Consider the following 24,250-nt stretch of genomic DNA (forward strand, 5'->3'; position numbering starts at 1 on the left):
ACCATTTTTATAACACAATGAAGGGTTATACGAAACCGATCGCGCTTATTGTCGCGATACTTTTAATAGACCAATTGTCGAAGATCTGGGTTAAGTTATCCATGACAATCGGACAAAGCCACCATGTATTGGGCAAATTTTTCCAGATTCATTTTATTGAAAACAATGGAATGGCCTATGGGATGGAATTTGGCGGTGATTATGGAAAATTATTTTTGACGGTATTTCGTATTTTAGCCGTAGCGGGTATTGGATACGGCCTGCATTACATGATCAAAAATAAGTACAACCGGGGTTTCATCTTAAATGTTGCCTTAATTCTTGCCGGTGCACTTGGAAATATCATCGATTCTGCTTTTTACGGTGTCATCTTTAGTGAAAGCACCTGGTATGATAAAGCGAGTTTGTTTCCAGCAGGTGGTGGTTATTCTTCCTTCCTACACGGGAAAGTAGTCGATATGCTTTATTTCCCATTGATTCAAGGTAACTTCCCTTCTTGGGTGCCCTTTTGGGGTGGTGAAGAGTTTCTCTTTTTCCGACCTGTATTCAACATTGCAGACTCGGCGATTTCTGTTGGGGTGGTTTTAATCCTGTTATTTCAAAAACGGTATTTCAAAACCGAAAAAGAAGAAAAATCCAGCATACACAGCGAAATCGTTGAAGATTAACGAAATATTCCTTAAAAGCCTTGTTAATCGCAAGGCTTTTATTTTTTTTACATATAACCCAATACAACTTCTAAACTCTACTATTCGCATGAAAAACATTAGTCTACTTCTGACACTTTGCTGCCTACTAGGAATCCAAATAGCACAGGCGCAGCAGATCGAAGTTTCCAACTTAAAGAAACATATTTATTACCTCGCTGACGACAAAATGCAAGGACGAGGAACGGGCAGTAAGGAAGTCTTTAAAGCTGCAGATTATATTGAAAAGGAATTCAAAAAATACAAACTTGAGCCTAAAGGTGAAAAAGGCTACCGCCAATCCTTCAAAGCCAAAGTCTGGAAAGTAAAAGTTGCAGACAGCATTCGCAATGCAGATAATATCATTGGATTTCTTGACAATGGTGCCGACTTAACAGTTGTTATAGGCGCACATTACGATCACCTGGGAACAGGTCGTCAAGGAAGCTCAAAGGATTCTTTAGGAGTAGGCAAAATCCATAACGGAGCCGACGATAATGCCTCTGGTACCGCTGGTTTATTGGAGCTCGCACGTTACTTTAGCAGCAACAAGGAAAAAGAACCTTACAACCTATTATTTATCGCTTTCGGGGCAGAAGAATTGGGATTAGTAGGTTCCAAATATTTTACGGAACACCCTACGCTCCCATTGGAGAAAATCACAGCCATGCTGAATATGGATATGATTGGCCGTTATAATCCCAGCAATGGCCTTGCTGTAATCGGCTATGGAACAAGCAGTCAATGGCCGGCTATATTCAAAGATGTTCAAGCACCTATAAAATTTAATCTTAGTAAGGATGGTAATGGCGGATCTGACCAAACTTCATTCTACAAAAAGAATATACCGGTGTTATTTTTCCATACTGGTGGACACCCAGACTACCATATGCCGACCGATGATGCCGATAAAATTGATTACAATGCTTTAAAAGCCATTTTAGATCTAGAAAAAACAGTGGTTGAAAATATCATGAAACAATCCAGTAAAATGGACTTTATATGGACCAACTAAAACAAAAAAAGCGGATTTGTCTTTAACAGCAAGTGATAATCTAGCTTTTTATATGCTCAAATGCTATAACAGAGATTAGTCAACGAGTTTGTAGACATACACGAATAAACTAAACAGCGCACTTAAGTCCCTGCAAACGAGTCTTTATAAACGGGTGCTTGGATATCATTTAATTATTGTTGATGAAAAAAATACTAGTGACAGGATCCAATGGATTCCTCGGCCAAAAAGTCGTTGATTTACTTGCTAAAAATGACCAATATGATGTTGTTGCCATTTCGAAGGGTCCAAATCGCAACCCGAATCAAGTGAATTATACTTTCTATCAAGTAGATCTATCGGATCGGGAAAAACTGACAGATTTTTTAGCTGCACAAACTTTTGATGCAATTGTACATACAGCAGCCATGACAAGTGTGGAAGCTTGTGAAGCAGATCAAGCCGCATGTCAATCGCTTAACGTCGATCTTGTGGCCTATCTTGCCTCCTATTGTACTACACATCAGACTCAACTGGTCCACTTATCTACGGACTTTGTATTTGATGGCAAAAAAAATACGCCTTATGATGAAACAGATCTCCCCAATCCACAAAGTGAATATGGGAAAAGTAAATATGCTTCCGAACAAGTGCTTGCACAATCGGGCTGTCATTATGCTATCCTTCGCACAATATTAGTCTATGGGATCAATGCTGACCCCAATCATTCGAATCTCGTATTATGGGCCAAAAGTAAGTTGTCACAAAATGAACCTATAAAAGTAGTCAATGACCAATGGAGAATGCCTACCTTTGTGGATGATTTAGCTTATGCTTGCCAACTCGCTATTGACCGAGAAGCACAGGGAATATTTCATATTTCAGGAGCAGAGCTTATGTCGATCAATGAGGCTGTCTACAAAATTGCAGACTTCTGGCAACTAGACAAAGGATTGATTTCGGAGATCAGCGCTGCCAGCATTGGACAGGCAGAAAACAGGCCACGGCAGACAGGCTTTGACCTGACTAGATCTAACGCTGAATTGGGTTATGTGCCGACGTCATTTACGGATGCTTTGGCAATCATAGATCATCAATTCAAAACGTTTGGACGATAATGACAAATAATGATATGATAGAGAAATTTGCGCGAGAGTCATACACAGAGATGAACGAATTGGTATTACCCAACGATACCAATACATTTGGAAATTTGATGGGTGGCCGTTTATTGTATTGGATGGATATCTGTTCGGCTATTGCTGCTCAAAAACACTGTAGCAATGTCGTCGTCACAGTATCTGTTGATAATGTATCTTTTAAGCGCTCCATTAAACTGGGTGAGGTCGTCACGATACAAGCTCAAGTAACACGTGCGTTTAATAGTTCTTTGGAAGTACGCATGGAAATTTTCGCATCTAATTTACCGGAAGGCACCCGTGTAAAAACCAACGAAGCTTATTATACCTTTGTTGCTGTTGATGCGGATAACAACCCCAAAGCTGTGCCGGTACTAATTCCTGAAACAGACATAGAACACAAAGCTTACGAAGATGCATTACAACGAAGAGAGCTGCGTCTTATTCTCGCGGGGAAATTAAAGCCTGAAAATGCAAAAAAATTAAAAGCGCTGGTCAGTCTTTTTAGCCAAAAGAATTAATACCTAATTTTTATGGCTTACATACCGTGCAAATAATAAAAAAGGGAAAACAGCTTGTTTTCCCTTTTTTGTTATATCCCCATACACTGGGTTTATTTATTTGCGGTAGTTTACTCGTTGCCGAGCGCTAAAATCCGATCAAACTCCTCCGGCTTCAAAGGCATCACAGACAGACGCCCCTGTCTGACCAAAGCGATATCCTGCAACTGCGCATCAGCCTTAATGGTTTCCAACGTAACGGATTTCTTCAGCGTCTCTACAGGTGCCAGATCCACAACGACCCAACGCTCGTCATCTGTTGTCGGATCCTGATAAAATTCCTTGACGACTTTGGCCACGCCGACAACTTCTTTTCCTTCATTGCTATGGTAGAACAGGACCAAATCACCTTCTTTCATAGCTTTGATATTATTCCTAGCTTGGTAATTACGAACACCATCCCAAAATGTACGGCCATCTTTATTAAATTGTTCCCAGCTATATTTAAATGGTTCAGATTTTACTAAGAAGTATTGCATGGTCAAATTTCTGTTAAGCGTTTAAAACTATTGTTGTGGCATTAAAACTTCCATTTTATCTGCAAAATGCGCACAGTAATCACGCAAGTCGCCAATAACCTTTTCTGCCATTGGATCACCGCCTGAAGAACGGATAAAGGAGTCGCCCAATGTTTGAAGTGTTTCGTAGAAAAAACGTTTCATCTCATCGTAAGGCATATCTTTAGTCCAAAGATCGATACGCATTGAATTTTTATAATGTGAATCCCATAGGGCTAAAAACATGGCTTTTGCAGGTAATTCCTCCGCATTATTTCCATCTGTAGACGACCACATGATATTTTCAGGCACGTTGTTTTCATCTAACGCTACCTGTAATTTTATTTCAGCTTTTTTCATTTTAATATTATTGAGCTATTTTTATTGAGCTATGTTTTTTGAAACAGAGACTATATTTGTCATCGATTTACAACCTAACTCGTCTTTATTTTTAAATTTTACCTTTTACCCAAAGGTAACTTTAACAATTAAACTGGTGACACAAACGACTATCAAAAATGCCAATTGTAATAACCACATTTTTTTATTTGGCTTTACAAAGACCCTAAATACAATATCAATGACGGTCAATATCAACAACAATAGGATAAATGCACCCCATGTAAATAAGGCCTTTTCATCATTGGGGTTTTCCATAACAAACCAGGCAACAAGGCATGCACTAGCGATATTTAGTGGTGTAAAGCGCACAATAAATTAACGTTTTTTAAAATTACGATTTGCTCCCCCCGATTTTCCACCTGCAGATTTACTTTTACTTTTTGCTCTTGGTTTAAATCCCGAAGCTCGTTGTGCCTCGCGCACTTCTTTCTGTTTGATAACGTATTTTTTCTCGTGAAAAGCACCTTGGAAATCAGGATCATCTTTTCGCTTTTGATTATCAATCTCGCGCGCAATATCCTGTTTTTCATGAAAAGGTGTTTTCTCGATAAAGACATCCTCTGGGAGTGCGTGCACAGGGATACTTTGCTTGATCAATTTTTCGATTTTGCGAACATAATATTTCTCGGCCTCATTACAGAACGTGATGGCGTCCCCCTCATTGAACGCTCGCCCGGTACGTCCAATACGATGTACGTAATCTTCAATAACAATAGGTACTTCAAAGTTGATCACATGGCTTACATTAGAAACATCAAGTCCTCGCGCCGCCACATCCGTTGCGACCAAAATCCGGATATTTCCTTCCTTAAATGCATTAATAGAATTGATGCGCGTGTTCTGGCCTTTATTGGCATGAATAACACGAACCTCATCTTTACCATATTTGCGTTCCAAAAAGTGGAAAACATTATCTGCTACCTGCTTTGTTTTACAGAAAACAATCAATCGGCTAAACGCTTCATCATCTTTTAGGAGATGTTGAAGTAAATTCAATTTTGTCTTTTGGTTGGGAACGATATAGAGCGCCTGGCTTACCGTCTTCGCTGGTGTAGCTTGTTCGGACACTTCAATAACCGTCGGAAATGCTAAGAAATCGCCTGCAATTTTGCGGACAAGCTCACTCATTGTTGCTGAGAACAGTAAGTTCTGCCGTTTGCGTGGCACAATTTCAAGCACGCGATGGATCTTACTGATAAAGCCCATATCCATCATCTTATCGGCCTCATCTAAGACCAAAAATTTAAGTGACTTAACGCCAATATGTCCTTCTAGGTACAGGTCCAAAAATCGACCCGGAGTTGCAACGATAATATCCACTCCTTTTTCGAGTGCTTCTATTTGAGTTTTTGGCCCTAATCCACCATAAAGTACCACTGAACGCAAATCAAGATAAGTAGAAAACAGTTTAATATTTTCTTCGATTTGCATGGCCAATTCCCTCGTTGGTGTCAAAATCAACGCACGCGCATCATTTCCCTGAGCATACTTAAGCTTCATCAGCATGGGCAAAACGAACGCCGCCGTTTTTCCAGTTCCAGTCTGAGCGATACCCATCACATCCTGACCGGCCAATATTGGCGTAATTGCCTTTTCCTGGATCTCTGTCGGTTGTTGATACCCCGCCTCCGCTATCGCATTTAAGATCTGTTTATTGAATTTAAAATTTTCAAATGATTGCTGCATCTTGCAAAGATAAGGAAAAGAGTCCATTTGACTTTCCTTGACAACCAATACGGTACACATTTACTTTCAATTGACATAAAAATTGGCAAAAAGCATATTATAAAGTCTAATATTTTGGTTTTTAAGAGAATTAAAGCATTTTTGTACTGTATAAACAAACTTTTTATCAGGTTGATATGAAAAAATTATGGATGTGTTTGTTGTTCATCACAACAAGCTTTGCTGCATTTGCCGATGAGGGAATGTGGTTTTTAATGTATCTAAAGCGTCTGAATGAGTCAGATATGCAGAAAAAAGGACTTCGCTTAAGTGCCGAAGAAATCTACAGCATTAACCACTCTAGCTTAAAGGATGCAATCGTACAATTCAATGGTGGCTGCACCGCTGAGATCGTTTCTGATCAAGGATTGGTATTCACCAACCATCACTGTGGATATGGTGCTATTGCGGAACTTTCTACACCCGAAAATGATCATTTAACAAATGGTTTCTGGGCCAAATCCAAAAATGAAGAGTTAAAACCTAAGTCTCTATCGGTTCGCTTTTTTGTGCGTATGGATGATGTTTCAAAACGAATCTTAGGTTTGGTCAACAACAACATGTCTGAAGATGAACGTAAAAAGATCATCGCTGCTGAGACTGCTAAAATCCAAAAGGAAAATAGCGAAAATGGCAAGTATGTGGTTGAAGTAAAATCGTTCTACCAAGGCAATGAGTACTATTATTTTGTATACCAAGATTACAATGACGTTCGGTTGGTGGGCACGCCTCCAAATAGCATCGGTAAATTTGGTGGTGATACCGATAACTGGGAATGGCCCCGTCATACCGGAGATTTCTCGATTTTCCGCGTATATGCTGATAAAAATGGTAATCCCGCAGAGTATGCACAAGATAATGTTCCTTTGAAACCGAAACATTTCCTACCTGTCAGCTTAAAAGGTGTTCAAGAAGGAGATTTTGCAATGATCTTAGGATATCCAGGTCGCACCAATCGTTGGATGCCTTCTGGTGGCATCAACCAAAATGTTAAATTCGCTTATCCAGCTTGGGTAGAAGCTTCTAAAACAGGTATGGATGCCATGAAAAAATTCATGGACCAAGACCAGGCAGTCAAATTGAACTACGCTTCGAAATACTCTCAAGTAGCGAATTACTGGAAAAACCGTCAAGGAATGATTGACGCTTTGACATTACATAAAACGGCGGAAGCGAAAGCAAAAGACGAAGCTAAATTTGACAAATGGGCAAATAAAGCTGCTAACAAAGCAGAGTACGGTGATGTCATCAAAACAATCAACGAATTTTATGCTTCGACAAACGAGAAAGCTAGACATGACAATTATTTAATGGGCATGCTGCGTTCTAGCGCAATGGCAGCGTTACCGTATACAATCGGATCCGGTTTAGAAGTTTATGCTGCTGGAGATGAAGCAAGAAGAAATGCTATTCTTCCTCGTTTAAAGTCGGCCATCGATGCAGGTTATGAAAAAATGTATATGCCGCTTGAAGAGCAGGTATTGATTGACGAATTGAATCTTTACGCTAAAAAAGCAGGAAATATTGCACCATATATTGCAGAATTGGCGGCTAAAAACAATGGCGATTTTACGGGGTATGTCAAAGAATCTGTGAAGAACAGCATCTTCGCTTCAGCGGAACGTTTGAACAATTATCTGGCTACCCCTAACGCTGAAATCTTAGCCAATGATCCATTGTATAAACTTTCTTCGGCCCTACTTAACAGATACCGTCAAGTAGATCCTAGCTGGAAAGCACAAGACGACAAATTTGAAGGTGCTTATCGCAAATATGTTGCTGGTGTATTGGCTTCTAATCCAAAAGGTAAATTCTATCCGGATGCGAACAGTACTTTACGTTTAACTTACGGCTCGATCAAAGGCTTACCACAAGACCCGCGTAACGATGCTGACAAGAACTTTTACACGACGTTAAAAGGTACTATTGCAAAATACAAAAAGGGCGACGAGGAGTTTGATTTGCCACAGCGTTTGATGGATCTGTACAATAATAAGGACTATGGCCGCTATGCGGACAAAAAAGGACATTTACCAGTAAACTTCCTAAGTGACAATGACATAACAGGCGGAAACTCAGGTTCACCAGTGATAAATGGCAACGGTGAATTAATTGGCCTAGCTTTTGATGGTAACATTGAAGCAATGGCTGGCGATGTGATCTTCGACCATAAGCTACAACGTACAATTTCAGTTGATATCCGTTATGTATTATTTATCATCGATAAATTTGCAGGTGCAACTAACATTATTGACGAACTTAAGATTGTTGAATAGTTTTTTTTAAGCTTTTTCGATAAAAAAAAACGAAATTTATTTTCTATTTGATTCGTTTTTGTATATTTAAGGAGTGTTTAGGAAAAACCATAAAAACTAAAATTATAATTATAAAAAAATGGAAAACTACGTAAAATTAAAAGAGTTAGTAGCTTCTATCGAAGCTGATGCAGACAAGTTCTTCAACAATGGTAATTCTGCAGCTGGTACACGTGTACGTAAAGGATTACAAGAAATCAAAACCTTAGCACAAGAACTTCGTAACGAAGTTACTGCTAAGAAAAACGACGGAAAATAGTTTTTTTTCGAAGTTAGACATAAAAAGGGCCTTTCAAATGAAAGGCCTTTTTTGTTGGCTTTTACAGAAATGTACAGGCCATCACCAAATTATAAATCTTAATACCCAGGTAATCACCGAAAGAGGACTTCAGTTTATCATAAACCTGCTGCCTGGTCAAGGGTTTATCTTTCTTTTTCAACAATGTTGCCGATGAAGGATTTACAGCGCCCAATTCCACCTTTGTCGCAAACATATTGTAATGTAGTTCTGGAACGGCCAAACCAAGGATCATCCCCGGTAATCCATTAAAGGCCGAAGGACCTCCTGAAACAGGGATTTGATCCGTATAAAAAGCAACGGCATAGATGGAATCCAATACAAGTCCATTGGCCCTGCGGCAGGGATAACCTGCAATTTCACGGTACTCATTCGTAATTTTCCACTTGATCTTCAATGTCGAATCCGCCACGACAACCCTTTCCCCACCTAACTCAAAGACAGAATTAAAGGCTTTACTTTTCAGATTCTGATAGCCACTTATCCCCGACTCAAAAATTCCAGAGCGCATCAAGCCACTAACAACGTCCAAATACTCTTCAGCAATATGCTCATAGAGCACCTCATCATTGGAGAAGGTCAGTTTCTTTTTCAACACCTGATTTTCGGGAATCTGCCCCATCATTTCTTTGATGGAGTTTCGTGTATCCTCGTCTTTTGCATAAGTTGCATAGCGTTTGAGGAGGTTTTTAAGAAACACAGTCTTGTCATACGTAATTGTTCCTTGTGTAGGAAAATAAGCATATTGTCCAACAGCTGTAGCTCCCCAGAAAAAGAACAGCAATAGGACGAGTAAATTTTTGATATCTTTCATTTTATTTCGATTTTACGAGCATTTTATTTATTTCCCAAGTGAGCTTAACCATATAATATCTACTGATTGTATTGTATCGGCGTTCGGTCAGTAGTGTTCCATTTTGACTTCTGTCAAAACCCACATTCTGTTTGAAGAGGTCATTAACCATAAAGGTCAATTCGAGCTTTTCATCTTTTCGGATTTTTTTTGACAATGCAGGGCTCAGCACAAATCGTTCAAATTTTTTACTGTACACCGCCGTGGGTGCCTGATACGTATAGCTAAAATCTGCCCGCACAATAAATTTAGCCGGAAGAAAATACTTTAGGTTTCCTTCAGATGAAAACGTAAATCCCTTACTATCTTCCATTGCACCGATGGAATTGTCTTGTATAAGATATCCTGGAGACAATTCAATACCAAAGTCCAAGCCTTTGGTGGTCGATCGCTGTAGACTATAATTGATCGCATAACGCTGCACTTTGGCATTCGCCAAAACAGTATTGACATAGTTATAATTGTTGCTGAAAGATACCGATGGACCGCCACCATGTCTCAATTGAATTTTTTTCCATAATTTGCCGTAATACATTGGCCTGATGCTAATTTGATTATTGCTGTTATGATTCAAATTTCCCCAGACAAATGTCGTCTTGCCCAATGAATCAATCGTTGTATTTTGCACCAAAGCATTGTTGGTACGTGATGCACTCAAAAATATACCTATAAACTTATCTTCCAACACGGAATACGTTCTAAAGCTTAGATTCAAATTATTGGTGTAGGAGGGTTTCAAATTTTCATTACCTAGATATTCATTCAAAGGGTCCAAATTCGACCGGAGTGGCTGGATCTGATTCAAAGAAGGCAAACCATTGGTACCCTGATATTCCAGATTGATCGATTTATTTTTTTGTATTTCATAATTAACATTAGCCACCGGATTATAGACAAAAAAAGATCGTGAGAGTCTCGAATTTTCCATCCGGTTTAACTGTGACAGATTACTGTTTTCGAACTTATTCGAGACATTAATCACTAGCTTTTCCAGGGGTTTATAATTAATTGCGAAATTATAGGTGTTTTTTATCGTTTTATATAAGAAATCATTGCTATACAAACTATCTAGCCTATCAAAAGTACCGGTATGCTGATTTTTATCGAAAGATCTAACTGCGTTGTTATTTCTGTTGAGATTCAATCCATATTCAAAAGAAAGGATCATCTTTTTTGAAATCGGTTCGGAATAAGCGAATTCACCGCCCGTGGAAAAAGAGCTGTTTTTCACAAATTTCTTCTGGTCGAGAGTCGAATCTCTTTCAGCATTCCCTTCTTTGTAAAATTTGAGTTTAGAAAACAAATCTTGCTCACCATCCTGTTTATTACCTGATGTAAAATAGTTGAATGATAACGAACGGCCTTTCTTTTTAAAACGTCTTACATAGAGTGCTGAGGCATTATACTGTTCTGACTTAGAATCGTTCGTAAACTTCCGCATGTTATTGTTGATCTTTTGATCAAATTGATTTACAGTAGTTGATTGTGTCTCTGAAGAACTATTATCATGTCTTTTGTTTGCACCTGCCCAGACCGTTAAATCCGACATGGAATCGACCTTAAATTCATATTTCAAACCAATATTATGCTTTCTGTTCTCATTTGACGCCAATGTGCTGCTATTGCTAGTCAATATCGTGTCGCGTGCCGCATTGCGCGTAAACACACTGCGATCCAGATCAACATCAGATCGGATATGCTTATAGTCGATCCGCCAAGCATGTTTTTTGTTAGCGGTTTTATCCGAATATAAAAATCCTGTATTCAAGGATTTGGGAATACCTTCGCCATTAAAATTATCACCGCCATCGTAATCTCCCCCCATACTATTCACTTCATCATAGCTGAGACCGGTCTTCCCGGTATTGCTTGCAATCAAATAAGCCGAAGCTTTAAACGATTGATTAAAATAGTTCAAAAAGCCCTGTCCAGCGTAGAATTTATCGCTACCTCCACCGACATCAACTTTTCCGAATATTCCGCGTCTAGCTTCCTCTTTTAGTTTCACGTTGATTGTCTGTGTACGTTCACCGTCATCAATTCCTGTTTTCTCAGCCTTATCAGACTTCTTTTCATAAACCTGAATTTTATCAACCATATCAGAACGAATATTCCGGCTTACTAAAATGGGATCGTCACCAAAGAACTCTTCCCCGTCAACAAGCATTTTCTTCACTGTTTTTCCTTGGGCAGTAATTTTTCCAGAGGCATCGACGGTAATCCCAGGTAAGACTTTCAACAAATCTTCAACTTTGGCGTTCTTTTCCACTTTAAAACTTCCAGCATCATATTCCGTTGTGTCCCCCTTGATACTAATGGGCACCCGTCCCATTACAATGACTTCCTCCAGCAAGGTTGCGCTGCTGGTCATTCCAATAGATAGGTTATTGTAATGCTGCCCTGGCAAGATCTCCGCGTAATATTCACCATACTTCGGATAGGTTACAATGATAAAATATTGTCCCGTATCTGGTCGCTCAAGAGAGAACTTACCTTGTTCATCTGAACGGGTAAAATTGGTCAAAATAGAATCTTTGGCAGTTAACAACATAATTGTTGCATTATGCAGCTTAAGCTGATCCTTTACATCACTGATTTTTCCTTCAATTCGCGATTGAGCATGAACTATTCCGCAGAAACAGAATAAAAGAAGTAAAAGTAGTTGCCCCACTCTTTTCATAATATGGTTTTGGATAGTATATAATTATATAAATAATAAAATTCGTGCACAAAACTAATATTTTGTTTCAGTTAATTTCAGTTTATCCCAAAAAAAATACAAGCAATAAAAAGGTATTAAAAAATAAAACAAACAATTGACTAACAATGTAATACAAACTAAAAACCATAAAAAAAGCTCTTCTTTTGAAGAGCTTTTTTATCTAAACAGTTAGAAATATGCAACATATTGTATAAACAGCATGCTGTGATCTTTATAAATTGCCAAGTTCCATAATAAATTGAACAGTTTCTTTATTCATGTGTTGAGACAGCACACTTGTAATCTGATCTGTCATGGCCTTTCTTGTCATTCGTTTGACTTTGGTATTCTCGAATTTCTTTTTGTCCATCACTACGGTGTTGCTGAGTTCAACTTTTGTTGCAAAATAGGAAACGTGCTGACTAGGTACAACCAAGCCTAAAATCATTCCGGGGAGACCATTGATGGACTCTGGGCCACCACTGATCGGAATTTCATTGCAGTAATATCCAATGACATAAATGGAATCCGGTGTAATACCATTGGCTCTCCTGCAATTGTACCCAGCGATCTCACGGTATTCATCGGTGATTTTCCATTTGATACGCTTCATGGAATCCTGAACAATAATTTTTTCACCTACAATATCATTGTATCTCAAAAAAGATCGGTTGGACATATTTGAAAGTGTGGATGCATCAAAGTCTAGCGCAAGCATCATAATATACTGCTTAATCTCCGCATCCAGGCTCTCGTCTTTTACCGACTCAAACAAAGTCTCCGTGGTATTAAATTTCATAGACTTCTTTAACACGGCACTTTCTGGTAATCTCGGTATTATACGCTCAAAAAATTGTTTTGAGTTATCATCGGCTTTAGCGATGAATTTTTTACTTACGATATTCTTCATATACATCGTCTTATCGTAGGAAATAGTTCCCGATCGACCAAACAACGTATACTGTGCTTTAAGACCAAAGGCTGAACAACAGAAGAAGAGAAAAAAGATATATTTTAACATTGTATTTCGCTTAATATTTTATAAAAACATTTTTGTAAAATCCCATGATAGTTTAAGCATATAATATCTGCGTATCGTATCATATCGACGTTGCGTAAAGACAGAAGTCGATGCCGAACGACTAAAGCCCTTGTTTTGGTTAAGAACATCATTGATCATAAAATCCAACACCAACGATTCATTTTTCAAGAATTTCTTGCTTACACCCGGATGCAACAAAAACTGCTCAAACTTCTCATCAAAAGCTTTGGTCGCTGCCTCATAGGAGTAGGTATAATTCGTGTAAACCTTAAATGTTTTGTTGAAGAAATACTCCACACTTCCGTTGGAAGCGAATACGAAACCATTGCTATTGGTATTGCGTTCCAAACTTGATTTCATCAAACGATATTGTGGACTAAAGTTCAGGTCAAAATTTAAACCTGTCTTGGTATCTCTTTTAAAATTATACGTAAAATTAAAGTTCGTCGTATTTACTTTATTCAATTGGTGATTGAACATGTTATAGTTGTCACTCATATTCACATAAAACTGTGGCGAGTTGGACAAGCCAAGTTTTTTGCTCAACTTGAAATAAACTCCAGACCATACGTTCAGCGAAGTATTTGTCTTACCATCAACATTATTCCAAGTATATGTATTGATTCCTTTTAGTGTATCGATATTCTGCGTAATCGGATTCTTTTCGGTAGAAATATTACCGCCGACATACACGTAATTCCCGGTCAACACACGGAACGAATTATAATTCAGATTCAATGAATTTCTAAAAGAAGGTTTTAGGTTTTCATTTCCCAAATAGCGATTAATCTGGTCTGAGTTGTCTAATATCGGTTGGATCTGGCTCAAAGAAGGCAATTGATTTTTACCGGTATAATTCATCCATAACCCCTTAGTTTTTGTAAAGGAATAGCCTGCACTTACATTTGGATTGTAAGTAAAGTAACTTCTTGTAATCCCCTCGCTTGTATAGTTATTGAACTGTTTCAATTTGTCATTATTGAAATTATTAGCCACCGTGAACTTAAATTTTTCAGTTGTATGGACTATAGCCAATTTGTACCTATTGCTGCTTCTATCAAAATCATAGTTATTACTGAAACGACGATCCAATTGCGTGTAATTTCCCTCTCCATCCTTATTGAAAGACTCCACGATGGAACTACTATTACTTTGCTCAATTCCAGTTCCCACAACAAGGTTCCAAATTTTGGACAAAGGTTCGGTATAGGAAATTGAAGCGCTTAGCACATCACTTGTATTGTTACGTACCTTACTTTGATCTGTAGTTGAATCTGTTTTTAAGCTATAATTTCTCAGGTCAGAATTTAAATGCCCAGTACCTTTCATTTCATTTCTTTTCCATTGACCATCAAATGTAAAAGAACGTCCCTTTTTCTTGAATTTATGGGTAAAATAGGTACTCAAGTTGAACTCGTTGATATTATTTTTCACCAATTCCCTTGTATTCTCGGCAATGGTTGTGTCTGCGTTTTGGCCAAACTGATAAGCTTCACGTTTGTTATCTGACCAAAGATTCTTTCTTGATGCTCCACCTCGTATGGTTAGGAGATTTAACGAATCTAATTTCAGGTCATATTTCAGATTCGCACGATGCTGGTCATTTTCGGAATCTATATTCTTCACCGATTTGTTATTGATCAAACCTGTTGTAATCGTCTCATCATTTCCATCACTCCTCAATCTTCCGTATTTATAGTTAATGTTGACTGTATGTTTATCTTTATCAAATTTATCCGAGAAGTTAACGCCCGAATTTATGGCTTTAGGTACACCAATAACTCCTTGTCCAGAAAAAGGATCCGTAAAATTAGACCAGCTCATCGATCCGTCATCACCATAGGATACACCTGAATCACCACCATACTTTTGGGCATCCTGCCAGTTCATGCTCGTGGTACCATTATTACCGAAAAGCCCATAAACTGATATTTTTTGCGAACCCTTAAACTTGTTCAACATCAATTGCCCCATATAGTAGTCGTCGGTTCCACCACCAAGAAGCGCTTTTCCGAACATGCCATTTTTAGAGCCTTCTTTTAGCTTTACATTGATAGTTTGCTCACGCTGACCATCATCCACTCCTGTTCGCTCTGCCTGCTCGGATTTTTTCTCGTAAACCTGAACTTTATCCACCATATCCGATCGGATGTTGCGCGTTACCAGCGTCGGATCATCGCCAAAAAATTCCTCGCCGTCTACCAATACTTTTTTGACTGTTTTACCTTGTGCAGTAATCTTTCCAGATGCATCAACCGTGATGCCGGGCAAAGCTTTCAACAGGTCTTCAACTTTGGCATTCTTCTCAACTTTAAAACTGCCGGCGTCATATTCAGTGGTATCACCTTTAATAGTGATTGGGATACGGCCCGTAACGATGACTTCTTGTAATAATGTAGCTGTGTTTGTTAGACCAATAGCCAATTTGGAATAATCCACACCGGATTGGATCTCCGTATAAAAATCACCATACTTGGGGTAACTCACAATAAGCACATAAGATCCTGTATCGGGCTTGGCTAAGGAAAATAGACCATTTTCATCAGACCGGGTAAAGCCTGTTAATATAGAATCTTTAGCAGTCAATAGCATAACTGTTGCGTCTGATAACTTTAGTTGGTCCTTTACATCACTTATTTTTCCAGCAATCTTGGATTGACCCAAAGCCAGACCAGGAATAGCAAAAATGAAAAATAAGAGCATTTGTAAAACTCTTTTCATAAAATTGTTGGATAGTAAATTAATATCAATATAACATTAGTAGATAAAACCAATGTTTTGTTACAGTAAATTTAATTTTATTTCTAAAAAAACTAATTTTGGCCCACGCCCCCACTATTTGAACGAAATAGGAAGTCCTTTGTACAAAAACTCAGGTCCTATACCTTTACTCAAAAAAAGATTTTTTGCTAGACTTGATAATGTTTTTTCTGTTGCATATTGATCAACCGCCACAACTGCAGACAAAAGAAGCATATCAATAGGGCAAAAGATATTTGACAAGCTATCGCACTATAATTTTTAAGATCCGGGGTTATATCTGCAACTTCAATTTTGGCCATCAGATAATTATTTAACAGGATTCCGCAAACAGTCCCAAGGAGAAAAAATGTAATCGCATACTTTTTATTTGACAGGGCTTTTTCTTTATCTTTCTCAAGCGCTACGATGCTGCCCATGATCCGTTGTTCAAAATCGTCGAATGGCATTTCTATTTTGCTCATTTGCATAACCCTTCTGAATTTTTCCTGCTGCTTATCCATAATACTCTGCTTTTTTAATTAACTGACTCAAGATGATCTGCATATTTTTACGGGCCCGGTGTAAGATCACTTTTGTATTTGCCAATGTCCAGCCCATAATTTCCTGGATTTCATCCATAGACTGTTCTTCTAAATAAAATAAACGTAATGCAACAGACTCCCGGGCGGGCAGGATAGTGAGTGCATCGTTGATCATTTCTTTTCTTTCATGCGCGATTATTTCATCCAATACAGAATCCTCATGCGATGTGTCATGGTGGGAAAGATCAAAATTGACCAGGTCCAGTTTCTTATGTCGAACGGCATTAAAAGCCACATGCACCACAATCCGGTAAAACCAGGTACTAAATTTAGATTTCCCTTTAAAGGAAGACAGCGATTGATAGCATTTTATAAATGCATCCTGAACGGCATCTTCTGCCAAATGCTCTTCCTTCACAATAGAAAGAGCGACAGAAAATGCCATATCCTTATACGTTTTTATAAAATAACGATAAGATTCCACATCACCTGACAGAACTTTTCGAATATAGATTTCATCCATTGGCGGGTTAAATATCGCGTTTTTTATCCAATCGGTTAGCAATTATCATCGCAACTCCTGCAGAAATAATCAAAATTGCTACGGCAAGTGAATCTGGCAAGTCTGTATTGATATAGTTATCCAAAATCCCGACAATGAACAGACCTACTCCGATACCAAGGACCAAAATTCCGGGTTTTTGCCAATCCAAAGACTCCTTTTTCCTACTTTCGCTAGGTAGGTGTACTGTGGCACTTCGATAACGCATAATAAAATAAACACACAAGGTAATACACGTAAATAATCCGACGCCCAAAACGGCTGCTACTGATTGCTTTTCCATAATTATTTGAATTAGTTTTTACATTAGTCACGGCTATTCCCGAAAAGGTTACAACAAATTGAGTTAAATGTGTCGATTTGTGTAAATTTGTTTCAAACACAAACAATATGCAAAACATTAAAGAATATGTAGAAGCAAACAAGCAACGTTTTTTAGATGAGTTGTTTGATTTATTGCGTTTACCATCAGTAAGTGCCGATCCTAAATTTAAAGGAGATGTGGAAAAAACTGCTGACTTTGTTGCTCAGAAATTGCGTGAAGCCGGAGCGGACAATGTAGAAGTCTGTCCTACCGCTGGTAATCCAATCGTTTATGGAGAAAAAATTATCGATCCGGCACTTCCTACAGTGTTGACATATGGTCACTACGATGTACAACCTGCTGATCCTTACGAGCTGTGGGATACCCCTCCTTTCGAACCGACGGTCCGTGATGGCAAAATTTATGCACGTGGTTCTGCCGACGATAAAGGTCAGTTTTATATGCATGTAAAAGCCTTCGAATACATGATTAAAAATGATGCTTTAGCATGTAACATCAAATTTATGATTGAGGGTGAAGAGGAAGTAGGCTCAGTCAATTTGGGCACGTTTGTTAAAGAAAATACAGAGAGACTGAAAGCAGATGTTATCGTTATTTCTGATACCTCGATGATCAGCATGGAGCAACCTTCTTTAGAAACTGGCTTACGCGGCCTTTCTTATGTTGAAGTTGAAGTTACGGGGCCTAATAGAGATTTACATTCCGGCGTATATGGTGGAGCAGTAGCCAATCCGGCGACGATATTAGCAAAACTGATTGCATCATTACATGACGAAAACAATCATATCGCTATCCCTGGATTTTATGATGATGTTGTCGAATTGACCGCCGAAGAACGCAAAGCATTAAATGAAGCACCTTTTGACATTGAAGAATACAAAACAGACCTGGGTATCCAAAATGTCTGGGGAGAAAAAGGTTTCACAACATTAGAACGCACCGGTATTCGACCAACCTTGGAGGTAAATGGTATCTGGGGTGGTTATATCGGTGAAGGCGCCAAAACAGTACTTCCATCAAAAGCGAATGCGAAAATCTCCATGCGTCTTGTACCAAACCAAAACTCTCACCGTATTACGGAGCTTTTCAAAAAACATTTTGAATCTATTGCACCAGATTATGTGAAAGTTGAAGTAAAGCCCCATCATGGTGGTGAGCCTGTCGTGACACCGACCGACAGCATTGCTTACAAAGCAGCAGAGAGAGCGCTACATGAAACATTTGGTGTTCAACCGATCCCAACTCGGGGTGGCGGATCTATTCCAATCGTTGCTCTTTTTGAGGAAGTATTGGGTTTAAAAACAGTACTTCTAGGCTTCGGTTTGGATAGTGACAACCTGCACTCGCCAAATGAAAAATATGGTATTGAGAATTACCTAATGGGAATTTCAACAATACCTTTATTTCATAAATATTACGCGGAACTAAGCAAATAATTTAGTTTTTCATTAGATAAAGGGTTATTTTTAAATTTTAGAAATAACCCTTTATCGTTTTATGGATTTTGACTTCCGCTTAATTGTATTTTACACTGCTGCTCAGCACCTTAACTTCACCAAAACGGCCGCTGCCCTTTTTATCTCGCAACCAGCAGTAAGCAAAAACATCCAAGAACTAGAAAAGAAACTTGGCGTACCACTCTTCGAAAGAAAGGGTAACAATCTTAATTTAACCGATTCAGGTCAAATTCTTTATAAATATGCCCAACAGATTATCAATCTATACAATCAGGCGGGCCAAGAAATACAGGAATTGCAAGAAGGACGAAAAGGAAATCTGGTGTTGGGAGCCAGCACAACCATCTCCCAATATGTTTTACCCGCTCTACTTGCTGATTTTCTATCCCAATACCCCAACAACCGTATTCAGTCTTTTCAATCCAATAGCCGCAGTATTGAGGAACAGCTTATTGATAAAACATTGGATTTAGGTATCACGGAGGGGTCTACCGACAACCGGGCCCTGAAATACATTCCTTTTATGAAGGATGAACTGGTTCTTGTCACAAATAGCCAAAACCCACTATTAGATCAATTAAAAAATCCAGTATTATCCGATATCACACGCTTACCTTTGGTACTACGCGAGCAGGGCTCGGGTACACGAACAATTATTGAGAACGCACTAAAAGATAACCGCATCAATCTATCCGAAGTACAGATAGAAATGATCTTACCTTCAACAGAGAGTATCAAAGGCTACCTTGCCCGTCGCAACAGCTTTGCTTTTTTGTCAATTCATACGGTGCAAAAAGAAGTGTTAAATAATTTATTGACCATTGTCGATATTCCACAATTGACAATAGAACGTTACTTCTATTTTACCCATTTATATGGAGGACTTGCCGGTACGCCCAACCAGTTTCTGCAATTCTGTCTACGGCAAAACTTCAAGTTATAACCAAATGTTATGTCTCATAAACAAACTTCGTTTTAATTCCAGGTTGGAGCCGCATAGATTTGTACAAATGAATTAGCGGAATGGATTATAAAAAACTTACAAATTACTTAAAGGCACTCAGCTGGATCATCGTCGCATTGGTCATTACTTGTACAACTTTATGTGTGTTTCCACTCAAACATGAGAATCGGAAAAACCGAGCAGATGCTATTGATATACACAACGACTCCCTTATTACACACGTTTCCCAATTTAAGGAAATCTCCTTCAAAGATAGCCCCGAAGGTGAAATGGCCAGTTATGGTGAAAAGCTAATTAAAAACACATACGATTATTTTTATGATGGTGAAGTCAAGATTGGAAACAAGCTGGCCTGTAGCAGCTGCCATCTTAATGGCGGCACAAAGGCTTTTGCTGCTCCTTACGTCGGGCTCACCAATGTCTTTCCAACCTATATTGGACGAGAAAATAAGATTGAATCACTTGAAGAGCGCATCAATGGTTGTTTTGAGCGGAGTATGAATGGTCGAGCTATTCCCGAAAACAGCAAGGAAATGAGGGCTATTGTCACCTATATCAAGAACATCAGCGTGAATACAGTTAATAAAGGTCGGTTGGCAGGCCAAGGATTTATAAAAATGGATATTCCCAACCGTGCGGCGGACCTGAAACATGGTCAAGTGGTCTTTGAGAACAAATGTGCCAGTTGTCATGGACGAGATGGACAGGGGCTGCCTCAAACAGCTGGCAAAGGATATCAATATCCACCCTTATGGGGTAAAGACAGCTACAATGATGGCGCGGGGATGGCACGATTGCTTACCGCGGCCCGTTTTATCAAAGCGAATATGCCTTTAGGCGCAACTTATGATGCACCTCAGTTGAAAGACGACGAAGCCTATGATGTGGCGGCGTATATCAATTCTTTCGATAGACCTCAAAAAACAGATAAGCAATTGGACTATCCTAATCTAAGCAAAAAGCCCAAAGATAGCCCCTATCCACCTTATGCCGATAACATTAGTATAGAACAACATAAACTCGGACCTTTTAATTTTTAAACATACATATCCCTTTAAATCAATAATAAATATGAAAAAACAATTTACAATCGCTTGTATTTTATTAGCGATAATGACTATTCAAGCGAAAGCACAGGACAATAAATTGTTGCTCGATAACCATCAATACAGCGGTGCCGTTGCGAAGAAAAAAGCGTATAAAGCTATCTATCAACTGGACAGCAATGATCCAAAAACAATTGAAAAAGCAATTCGCAATATTAACAATGTCTTGAAGGACCCGCGATTAAAAGGACGTTTACAAATTGAACTGGTTGCATTTTCTGGCGGTACCGAAGCCTACCTAAAAAAGAACAGCCAATACGAGAAACCCTTGAAAGATCTCGTCGAGAAAGGCGTTATCGTAGCGCAATGCCTGAATACGTTGGAAGAGAAACATATTGCCAAAGAAGAGCTATTTGATTTTATAGGTTATGTTCCTAGCGGAAATGGTGAATTAATCTTACGCGCAAATGAAGGTTGGGTTATCGTTAAACCATAGTATAATGAGAAATTTTCTACTGCTTGGTCTAACAATAGCATTATTGGGTGTCCAGGAAATTAAGGCACAAGAACATCGTTTTGATCCGCCCTGGAATACTCCACCAGAATCGGCGCTAAATTTTACGGTACCCGGAATAGACAATATTCCAGATTTATATGGTGATATCGAGAATCCGCAGCTTACCGTTTTTTTCGCTGGCAATCAATTTATGGTCGTCGATGATCTACTCGCATCATTCAAACAAGAATACCCACAATACGAACGTATTTTTGTTGAAACACTGCCACCAGGCATTTTAGCCAAGCAGATTAAAGGCGGTTCAATTACGATAGGCAATCTACGCATTACGCATAAACCCGATATTTACACGGCGAGTAAACGGGCGATCAACGAAATGGCAGATTATTTTAGCCATACGCAGGTGTATTGCTATAACAATATCTGTTTGATGGTTCCAAAAGGAAATCCCGCTAATATCAGCACATTGAATGATCTGGGGAATGACAAAGTTCGTATCAGCATGCCTAATCCCCAATGGGAAGGAATTGGGGAGCAGATCAAAGCATCCTATAGAAAAGCCGGGGGCGAACAACTCGTCAAAAAAATCATGGAAGATAAGGTCAACGACGGCAGCACTTATCTGACTAAGATCCACCATCGCGAAAGCCCCATGCGTGTATTGTATGGACAGGCTGATGCGGCTCCAGTTTGGGCTTCTGAAGTCGTTTATCAAAAACTAATTGGCCATCCTGTCGAAGGGATTACCATTCCTGATGCGCAAAATACAACCGCAACTTACGTTGCTGCAAAATTGAAAAACGCACCGCATACGCAGGCTGCAGATGACTTTTTAAAATTCATGGACTCGCCAACAGCCAAGCGTATTTACAAGAAGTATGGTTTTACAGTAGACTAAAAAAGAAAATGGATAATTAATTATCCATTTTCTTTTTTTACTTTAGGTCAAAATTAGTTGACTTGTATGATCCTATTGCTCAAAAAACTCCATCGGTATTGGTATTTTATCAGCGTTCTACTTGTTTTTCTTCTGTTTTTCCCTTACATCTATTTTTTAGCACGACGTCCCGAAAAAAATTATGCTCGGATTGCCCGTATGCGACGCTGGGTATCAGTTGGTGGTTCGGCCTTAGCTGGTGTATTTTTTAAGGTGAGCTATGAATCAAAAATAGATTGGAACCGTTCCATGGTATTGTGTCCCAATCATACTTCGGTCTTGGATATAACAGCCCTTACCTACTTGTGCCCCGCTCCTTTTTCATTTATTGGAAAAGCTTCCCTGCTTAAAAACCCGGTTACACGCATTTTTTTCAAAACAATAGATATCCCGGTCACAAGAAGAAGTAAAGTATCTTCTTTCAAGGCTTTTCAACGTGCCAATGAACTCGTCCGAAGCGGAAGAAGTGTGGTTATCTTCCCAGAAGGAAAAATCGACGATGGTTTCCCCCCACAGATTCACGCATTTAAATCCGGAGCCTTTCGAATTGCTATTCAGAATGACGTTCCCACAGTACCCATTATTATAGAAAATGCCTGGGATATCTTTTTCGATGACGGCTCGAAAAGAGGATCTCGGCCGGGAATAGTTAAAATACATGTATTCAAGCCGATAGAGACTAAAGATTTTAACGATGATAATGCATCGGAACTAGAAAAAGTTGTATATGACAAAATGCATTCCTATTGGATTATGAAGAATAAATCGTATTTTCATAACCTAGAGAATCTCCAAAAAATATGTCAGGAAAGATCTTAATCGAAATCAAGGATATTGCCAGAGAGTACCAAATTGGTGCAGAAACAATTCATGCCTTAAGCTCCGTTACACTCAACATCCATAAAGGAGAATTTGTTGCCTTAATGGGGCCTTCAGGATCAGGCAAGTCCACGTTAATGAACATTCTCGGTTGTTTGGATACCCCTAGCCGGGGAGAATATATCCTCAACGGGATTAATGTGAGTGACATGACTGACGATGAACTCGCCGAAGTAAGAAACAAAGAAATTGGTTTTGTCTTTCAAACGTTTAACCTATTACCAAAGAATACAGCACTTGAAAATGTTGCACTTCCCCTAATTTATGCGGGCTATAATAAAGTTAAACGTGAGGAAAAAGCTACTGCAGCATTGGAAAGTGTCGGCTTAGGACATCGTATGGATCATAGGCCGAACGAGCTCTCAGGAGGACAACGACAACGTGTGGCTGTTGCAAGAGCGTTGATCAACGATCCATCCATTATACTTGCCGATGAGCCAACAGGAAACCTTGATACCAAAACGTCTATTGAAATTATGGGTCTACTGGAAGAAATTCACTCCAAGGGCAATACCATTATCCTAGTGACTCATGAAGAGGATATCGCATTACATGCACACCGTATTGTACGCATGCGAGATGGCTTGATCGAAAATGATTATCCAAATCCTGATATTAAATCCGTGTCCCCAAGACTTAATGCGTTAAACGAAAAGGGAAGTGATTTTGAGAATATCTAAAAATATTATAACGTTAACAATCAACCACTTACATTAAAACCACAAAAATAACACGTGATTTACTTGCTTAAGTTAAATTAAATCATAGTTTTGCGAAAATAGAGAACTTAAATTGTTTTTATATGTATTGGACATTAGAATTAGCTTCGCATCTAGAAGATGCACCATGGCCAGCAACAAAAGATGAATTAATCGATTACGCTATTCGTTCGGGTGCACCTGTTGAGGTGATTGAAAACTTACAATCTCTTGAGGACGATGGTGAGCCATATGAAAATATCGAAGAAATTTGGCCCGACTATCCAACAAAAGACGATTTCTTCTTCAATGAAGATGAATACTAAAAAATAAAAAACGCCTTTTTAATAAAGGCGTTTTTTATTGAAA

At 38.8% G+C, this 24,250-nt stretch carries 25 protein-coding genes; 14 read left to right on the forward strand and 11 right to left on the reverse strand.

Annotated features, from left to right (window positions below; translation table 11 throughout):
* Nucleotides 1-17: 17 nt before the first annotated feature.
* From B4Z90_RS16585 to B4Z90_RS16600, 4 genes are all read left to right on the forward strand, one after another.
* Entirely contained in the window at nucleotides 18-668 is a 651-nt protein-coding gene (locus B4Z90_RS16585; protein WP_070562322.1) for a lipoprotein signal peptidase, read from the forward strand.
* Nucleotides 669-756: 88 nt separating this feature from the next.
* The gene (locus B4Z90_RS16590; protein ID WP_112373766.1) at nucleotides 757-1,701 is read left to right on the forward strand and encodes a M20/M25/M40 family metallo-hydrolase; all 945 of its coding nucleotides are present in this window, start codon (nucleotides 757-759) and stop codon (nucleotides 1,699-1,701) included.
* 182 nt (nucleotides 1,702-1,883) lie between these two features.
* Nucleotides 1,884-2,798: an SDR family oxidoreductase gene (locus B4Z90_RS16595; RefSeq protein WP_286802802.1), complete on the forward strand. Its 915-nt coding sequence runs from the start codon at nucleotides 1,884-1,886 to the stop codon at nucleotides 2,796-2,798.
* A 14-nt stretch (nucleotides 2,799-2,812) separates the two neighbouring features.
* Nucleotides 2,813-3,340: an acyl-CoA thioesterase gene (locus B4Z90_RS16600; protein WP_046674180.1), complete on the forward strand. Its 528-nt coding sequence runs from the start codon at nucleotides 2,813-2,815 to the stop codon at nucleotides 3,338-3,340.
* A gap of 110 nt (nucleotides 3,341-3,450) precedes the next feature.
* Here the strand turns inward: B4Z90_RS16600 and B4Z90_RS16605 are convergent, their stop codons facing one another.
* The 4 genes from B4Z90_RS16605 to B4Z90_RS16620 form a co-directional block, all read right to left on the reverse strand.
* A complete protein-coding gene (locus tag B4Z90_RS16605; protein ID WP_112373768.1) occupies nucleotides 3,451-3,858 on the reverse strand; it encodes an EVE domain-containing protein in 408 nt (135 codons plus the stop codon).
* Nucleotides 3,859-3,885: 27 nt separating this feature from the next.
* Nucleotides 3,886-4,236: a gliding motility protein GldC gene (gene gldC, locus B4Z90_RS16610; protein WP_046674054.1), complete on the reverse strand. Its 351-nt coding sequence runs from the start codon at nucleotides 4,234-4,236 to the stop codon at nucleotides 3,886-3,888.
* A 105-nt stretch (nucleotides 4,237-4,341) separates the two neighbouring features.
* Nucleotides 4,342-4,587, reverse strand: a complete 246-nt coding sequence (locus tag B4Z90_RS16615) for a hypothetical protein (protein WP_286710152.1) — start codon at nucleotides 4,585-4,587, stop codon at nucleotides 4,342-4,344.
* 6 nt (nucleotides 4,588-4,593) lie between these two features.
* Nucleotides 4,594-5,964, reverse strand: coding sequence for a DEAD/DEAH box helicase (locus B4Z90_RS16620; protein ID WP_070562365.1), 1,371 nt, complete (start codon nucleotides 5,962-5,964; stop codon nucleotides 4,594-4,596).
* A 176-nt stretch (nucleotides 5,965-6,140) separates the two neighbouring features.
* On the opposite strand from B4Z90_RS16620, the gene B4Z90_RS16625 reads away from it, so the two are divergent.
* Both B4Z90_RS16625 and B4Z90_RS16630 read left to right on the forward strand, forming a co-directional pair.
* Nucleotides 6,141-8,279, forward strand: coding sequence for a S46 family peptidase (locus B4Z90_RS16625; protein WP_286802803.1), 2,139 nt, complete (start codon nucleotides 6,141-6,143; stop codon nucleotides 8,277-8,279).
* A 118-nt stretch (nucleotides 8,280-8,397) separates the two neighbouring features.
* A complete protein-coding gene (locus tag B4Z90_RS16630; protein ID WP_070562307.1) occupies nucleotides 8,398-8,577 on the forward strand; it encodes a histone H1 in 180 nt (59 codons plus the stop codon).
* A gap of 61 nt (nucleotides 8,578-8,638) precedes the next feature.
* On the opposite strand, the gene B4Z90_RS16635 is transcribed toward B4Z90_RS16630, so the two are convergent.
* From B4Z90_RS16635 to B4Z90_RS16665, 7 genes are all read right to left on the reverse strand, one after another.
* Entirely contained in the window at nucleotides 8,639-9,430 is a 792-nt protein-coding gene (locus tag B4Z90_RS16635) for a GLPGLI family protein (RefSeq protein WP_286802805.1), read from the reverse strand.
* Nucleotide 9,431: 1 nt separating this feature from the next.
* Nucleotides 9,432-12,149: an outer membrane beta-barrel protein gene (locus B4Z90_RS16640; RefSeq protein ID WP_286802807.1), complete on the reverse strand. Its 2,718-nt coding sequence runs from the start codon at nucleotides 12,147-12,149 to the stop codon at nucleotides 9,432-9,434.
* 253 nt (nucleotides 12,150-12,402) lie between these two features.
* Nucleotides 12,403-13,191 carry a GLPGLI family protein gene (locus B4Z90_RS16645; protein ID WP_070562299.1) on the reverse strand — a complete coding sequence of 263 codons (789 nt, stop codon included), beginning with the start codon at nucleotides 13,189-13,191 and terminating at the stop codon, nucleotides 12,403-12,405.
* An 18-nt stretch (nucleotides 13,192-13,209) separates the two neighbouring features.
* Complete coding sequence (locus B4Z90_RS16650; RefSeq protein WP_201639732.1) at nucleotides 13,210-15,933, reverse strand: outer membrane beta-barrel protein; 2,724 nt, start codon at nucleotides 15,931-15,933, stop codon at nucleotides 13,210-13,212.
* 188 nt (nucleotides 15,934-16,121) lie between these two features.
* A complete protein-coding gene (locus B4Z90_RS16655; protein ID WP_286802808.1) occupies nucleotides 16,122-16,475 on the reverse strand; it encodes a hypothetical protein in 354 nt (117 codons plus the stop codon).
* Nucleotides 16,468-17,019, reverse strand: a complete 552-nt coding sequence (locus tag B4Z90_RS16660; protein WP_070562291.1) for an RNA polymerase sigma factor — start codon at nucleotides 17,017-17,019, stop codon at nucleotides 16,468-16,470. Before B4Z90_RS16660 ends, B4Z90_RS16655 begins: the two co-directional genes overlap by 8 nt.
* A gap of 7 nt (nucleotides 17,020-17,026) precedes the next feature.
* On the reverse strand, nucleotides 17,027-17,341 hold the full coding sequence (locus B4Z90_RS16665) for a hypothetical protein (RefSeq protein ID WP_139144912.1): 315 nt from the start codon (nucleotides 17,339-17,341) through the stop codon (nucleotides 17,027-17,029).
* 107 nt (nucleotides 17,342-17,448) lie between these two features.
* On the opposite strand from B4Z90_RS16665, the gene B4Z90_RS16670 reads away from it, so the two are divergent.
* The 8 genes from B4Z90_RS16670 (at nucleotide 17,449) to B4Z90_RS16705 (ending at nucleotide 24,207) form a co-directional block, all read left to right on the forward strand.
* Entirely contained in the window at nucleotides 17,449-18,819 is a 1,371-nt protein-coding gene (locus B4Z90_RS16670) for a dipeptidase (protein ID WP_286802810.1), read from the forward strand.
* Nucleotides 18,820-18,880: 61 nt separating this feature from the next.
* The gene (locus B4Z90_RS16675) at nucleotides 18,881-19,783 is read left to right on the forward strand and encodes a LysR family transcriptional regulator (protein ID WP_070562282.1); all 903 of its coding nucleotides are present in this window, start codon (nucleotides 18,881-18,883) and stop codon (nucleotides 19,781-19,783) included.
* 80 nt (nucleotides 19,784-19,863) lie between these two features.
* Complete coding sequence (locus tag B4Z90_RS16680; RefSeq protein ID WP_070562279.1) at nucleotides 19,864-20,844, forward strand: c-type cytochrome; 981 nt, start codon at nucleotides 19,864-19,866, stop codon at nucleotides 20,842-20,844.
* Between the two features lie 31 nt (nucleotides 20,845-20,875).
* A complete protein-coding gene (locus B4Z90_RS16685) occupies nucleotides 20,876-21,346 on the forward strand; it encodes a DsrE family protein (RefSeq protein WP_070562276.1) in 471 nt (156 codons plus the stop codon).
* Between the two features lie 4 nt (nucleotides 21,347-21,350).
* Complete coding sequence (locus tag B4Z90_RS16690) at nucleotides 21,351-22,265, forward strand: substrate-binding domain-containing protein (RefSeq protein ID WP_112373778.1); 915 nt, start codon at nucleotides 21,351-21,353, stop codon at nucleotides 22,263-22,265.
* Nucleotides 22,266-22,331: 66 nt separating this feature from the next.
* A complete protein-coding gene (locus B4Z90_RS16695; protein WP_286710145.1) occupies nucleotides 22,332-23,123 on the forward strand; it encodes a lysophospholipid acyltransferase family protein in 792 nt (263 codons plus the stop codon).
* The gene (locus B4Z90_RS16700; protein ID WP_070562268.1) at nucleotides 23,105-23,863 is read left to right on the forward strand and encodes an ABC transporter ATP-binding protein; all 759 of its coding nucleotides are present in this window, start codon (nucleotides 23,105-23,107) and stop codon (nucleotides 23,861-23,863) included. Before B4Z90_RS16695 ends, B4Z90_RS16700 begins: the two co-directional genes overlap by 19 nt.
* Before the next feature lie 122 nt (nucleotides 23,864-23,985).
* Nucleotides 23,986-24,207, forward strand: coding sequence for a DUF2795 domain-containing protein (locus B4Z90_RS16705; RefSeq protein WP_028072584.1), 222 nt, complete (start codon nucleotides 23,986-23,988; stop codon nucleotides 24,205-24,207).
* Nucleotides 24,208-24,250: the final 43 nt, after the last annotated feature.

The organism is Sphingobacterium sp. UBA5639, from assembly GCF_002421245.1.
Taxonomy (GTDB): Bacteria; Bacteroidota; Bacteroidia; order Sphingobacteriales; family Sphingobacteriaceae; genus Sphingobacterium; species Sphingobacterium multivorum.

Bases quoted from the DNA above. Each gene is read 5' to 3' on its own strand.
- B4Z90_RS16670 (WP_286802810.1), top strand. From the start codon at position 17,449: ATGCAAAACATTAAAGAATATGTAGAAGCAAACAAGCAACGTTTTTTA.
- B4Z90_RS16655 (WP_286802808.1), bottom strand. From the start codon at position 16,475: ATGGATAAGCAGCAGGAAAAATTCAGAAGGGTTATGCAAATGAGCAAA.
- B4Z90_RS16675 (WP_070562282.1), top strand. From the start codon at position 18,881: ATGGATTTTGACTTCCGCTTAATTGTATTTTACACTGCTGCTCAGCAC.
- B4Z90_RS16620 (WP_070562365.1), bottom strand. From the start codon at position 5,964: ATGCAGCAATCATTTGAAAATTTTAAATTCAATAAACAGATCTTAAAT.
- B4Z90_RS16695 (WP_286710145.1), top strand. From the start codon at position 22,332: ATGATCCTATTGCTCAAAAAACTCCATCGGTATTGGTATTTTATCAGC.
- B4Z90_RS16590 (WP_112373766.1), top strand. From the start codon at position 757: ATGAAAAACATTAGTCTACTTCTGACACTTTGCTGCCTACTAGGAATC.
- B4Z90_RS16595 (WP_286802802.1), top strand. From the start codon at position 1,884: ATGAAAAAAATACTAGTGACAGGATCCAATGGATTCCTCGGCCAAAAA.
- B4Z90_RS16660 (WP_070562291.1), bottom strand. From the start codon at position 17,019: ATGGATGAAATCTATATTCGAAAAGTTCTGTCAGGTGATGTGGAATCT.
- B4Z90_RS16600 (WP_046674180.1), top strand. From the start codon at position 2,813: ATGATAGAGAAATTTGCGCGAGAGTCATACACAGAGATGAACGAATTG.
- B4Z90_RS16640 (WP_286802807.1), bottom strand. From the start codon at position 12,149: ATGAAAAGAGTGGGGCAACTACTTTTACTTCTTTTATTCTGTTTCTGC.
- B4Z90_RS16645 (WP_070562299.1), bottom strand. From the start codon at position 13,191: ATGTTAAAATATATCTTTTTTCTCTTCTTCTGTTGTTCAGCCTTTGGT.
- B4Z90_RS16665 (WP_139144912.1), bottom strand. From the start codon at position 17,341: ATGGAAAAGCAATCAGTAGCAGCCGTTTTGGGCGTCGGATTATTTACG.
- B4Z90_RS16700 (WP_070562268.1), top strand. From the start codon at position 23,105: ATGTCAGGAAAGATCTTAATCGAAATCAAGGATATTGCCAGAGAGTAC.
- B4Z90_RS16605 (WP_112373768.1), bottom strand. From the start codon at position 3,858: ATGCAATACTTCTTAGTAAAATCTGAACCATTTAAATATAGCTGGGAA.
- gldC (WP_046674054.1), bottom strand. From the start codon at position 4,236: ATGAAAAAAGCTGAAATAAAATTACAGGTAGCGTTAGATGAAAACAAC.
- B4Z90_RS16685 (WP_070562276.1), top strand. From the start codon at position 20,876: ATGAAAAAACAATTTACAATCGCTTGTATTTTATTAGCGATAATGACT.
- B4Z90_RS16690 (WP_112373778.1), top strand. From the start codon at position 21,351: ATGAGAAATTTTCTACTGCTTGGTCTAACAATAGCATTATTGGGTGTC.
- B4Z90_RS16680 (WP_070562279.1), top strand. From the start codon at position 19,864: ATGGATTATAAAAAACTTACAAATTACTTAAAGGCACTCAGCTGGATC.
- B4Z90_RS16635 (WP_286802805.1), bottom strand. From the start codon at position 9,430: ATGAAAGATATCAAAAATTTACTCGTCCTATTGCTGTTCTTTTTCTGG.
- B4Z90_RS16705 (WP_028072584.1), top strand. From the start codon at position 23,986: ATGTATTGGACATTAGAATTAGCTTCGCATCTAGAAGATGCACCATGG.
- B4Z90_RS16625 (WP_286802803.1), top strand. From the start codon at position 6,141: ATGAAAAAATTATGGATGTGTTTGTTGTTCATCACAACAAGCTTTGCT.
- B4Z90_RS16585 (WP_070562322.1), top strand. From the start codon at position 18: ATGAAGGGTTATACGAAACCGATCGCGCTTATTGTCGCGATACTTTTA.
- B4Z90_RS16650 (WP_201639732.1), bottom strand. From the start codon at position 15,933: ATGAAAAGAGTTTTACAAATGCTCTTATTTTTCATTTTTGCTATTCCT.
- B4Z90_RS16630 (WP_070562307.1), top strand. From the start codon at position 8,398: ATGGAAAACTACGTAAAATTAAAAGAGTTAGTAGCTTCTATCGAAGCT.